The 2,414-nt window shown below is 62.8% G+C and carries 2 protein-coding genes; both read left to right on the forward strand.

Annotation, left to right across the window (positions count from 1 at the left end):
- On the forward strand, positions 1-353 hold a 353-nt coding region (locus BN3277_RS01125), incomplete at its 5' end, for a hypothetical protein (RefSeq protein ID WP_392396606.1).
- Positions 350-2,308 (forward strand): type IV secretory system conjugative DNA transfer family protein, encoded by a 1,959-nt coding sequence (locus tag BN3277_RS01130; RefSeq protein ID WP_059040489.1) that lies wholly within the window; start codon positions 350-352, stop codon positions 2,306-2,308. The genes BN3277_RS01125 and BN3277_RS01130, both read left to right, overlap by 4 nt.
- Positions 2,309-2,414 lie beyond the last annotated feature (106 nt).

The following is a 2,414-nucleotide window of genomic DNA, read 5'->3' on the forward strand; positions in this document are numbered from 1 at the left end:
AACCCCCGGCAGGCGCGAAACCGCGCCCAGCGGCCCCGCAGCGGCCCGACGAGGCCGTTTCCCCGGCCATTCTCCGGTGGATTGATAAACGCAATTCCGACCGTAGCAAAATATCGTCTATAGACTATAATCGGCTATGGACCAGCGCGGACGCGGGAGCAGCGACTTACCAAGGCCGCCGCCGGATGGAGGACGGTAGCGAAGTGCTGTTGCTCAAACGAGGGAATGAAACGCTGGTCAAACCGGCAGGGCCGCGAGTGGTGGCGAAAGCCTCCCGCTGGCGCGTCGGCCAGTCCGTCACGGTAGACGCCCGAGGCCGCTTCATTGACAACACCAAAGGAATTGAAAGGTGAGCGATAAAAATACTTCGGTGGCGAGGGCGCGGATACTCGGCGGCGTGCTGCTAGTGCTGGCCCTCATCGCCATAAACAGCGTTTGCACACAGTTCATTGCGGCCCGGCTGCAATATCACCCCAGCTTAGGGCAACCGATCTTCGGGACGCTCTATCAGCCGTTCGCGTGGTGGCAATGGATGTTCCGTTTCTACCGCTACGCAGAGCATACCTATAACTATGCTTTCGTCATCTTCGCCGTCGGCGTCATGGTGGCGATGCTCGCCTATGTTCTCTATGTCGGTTTCGCCACCCGGAGCGTGCGCAAGAACGAGGGCATTCACGGCACGGCCCATTTTGCGACCCTTGAGGAAGTGCAGGCGAGCGGCCTTTTGCCGACCGGCAAGGAAGGCGGGCAGGGCGTCTATTGCGGCGGCTACGACGATCCGAAAACGGGCCGCCTGCACTACCTGCGCCACGATGGCCCCGAGCATGTTTGCGCGCTCGCGCCGACCCGTTCGGGCAAGGGCGTGGGCCTTGTCATCCCAACGCTTCTAAGCTGGCCGCATTCGGTTTTCGTGCTGGACCGCAAGGGCGAAAACTACGCCATGACCGCCGGATGGCGGCGCGAGAAGGCGGGCAATGTCGTGTTGCGCTTCGATCCGGCAGAGCCGGGCGCGGGCTGCTCTTGGAACGCGCTCGCGGAGATCCGATTCGGAACCCGCTACCAAGTCAGCGATGCGCAGAACATCGCCCTTATGGTGGTGGACGATGACGGGCGCGGCATCGCTGGCGACCACTTCCGCAGCGCCGCCTATGAATTGCTCGTCGGCCTGATCCTGCACGCGCTCTACAAGGCCGAGAAGGTCGGACGCCTGCCCGGCCTCTACGACTGCGCGCACATGCTTACCGGCGTCGGCGACTTCGCCGCGCCGGACACGGAAAACGACCTTGCCGACGACCCCGAGGGCGACCCCCGCGCCCTGTCCGGCCTGTTCACCGAAATGCGCGACGTGGAGCTTGACGCCCGCGATCCGGCGGCACGCGAGGCCAAGCTGGTTATCAGCGGCGTGGGCCGCCGTATGGCGAACACGCCCGCCCGCGAGCTTGGCAGCATCATTTCGACGGCTAACAACGCCTTGTCGCTCTACCGCGACCCCATCGTGGGCGAGAACACATCGCGCGTCGATTTCAAGGTGGCCGACCTCATGGACCACGACCGCCCGGTGTCGCTCTACTTCATCACGACGCCGCGCAACGCCGACCGTATGCGACCACTCGCGCGCCTGTTGCTCGCGCAGATCGTCCTAAGCCTCGCCGACCGGATGGAATACGACGAGGCGGGCCGCAGCAAGACGATGCACAAGCATCGCCTGTTGCTCATGCTCGACGAGTTTCCGACGCTCGGGAAACTTGAAGTGTTTGAATCGGCACTGGCCTACATCGCCGGTTACGGCATGAAAGCCTACCTGATTACGCAGGACGTGCAGCAGCTTTACAAGGCGTATACGAATTTCGAGAGCATCATTTCTAACTGCCACGTCCGCGTTGCCTACGCTCCCAACAAGGTGGAAACCGCCGAGTGGATGAGCAAGATGACGGGGCAAACCACCATCATCAAAGAGCAGATCACGACGAGCGGAAAACGCTTCGGCGCGGTGCTGGAACAGGTTTCCCGCAGCTATCAGGAAGTGCAGCGGCCTTTGATGACCGCCGACGAAATCATGCGCCTGCCGGGACCGAAGAAGGACGCCAAGGGCGACATTATCGACGCGGGCGAAATGCTTGTTTTCGTCGCCGGGCAACCCGTCATCCGGGGCCGTCAAATCCTCTATTTCCAAGACCCGACTTTTGCGGCGCGGTCGAAGATGCCGCCGCCCAAGAAATCAGATCGCGTGCGCGTGCAACCGGAGCCGCCCAAGGCCGCCACGTCAACCAGCGGCGGCAACGAGAAAGGGGGCTTTGTCATCCAATGAACGCACGTCGCTTTGCATTCACCGCTTGGGCGCTGGCCGGGGCCGTTGGCATCAGCGCCGCCGTGGCGACCGCCGCCGGGTTCCGGCTGAACACCACCGATTCCGC

Origin of the sequence: Paenibacillus rubinfantis (genome assembly GCF_001486505.1) — a bacterium.
GTDB lineage: Bacteria > Bacillota > Bacilli > Paenibacillales > Paenibacillaceae > Fontibacillus > Fontibacillus rubinfantis.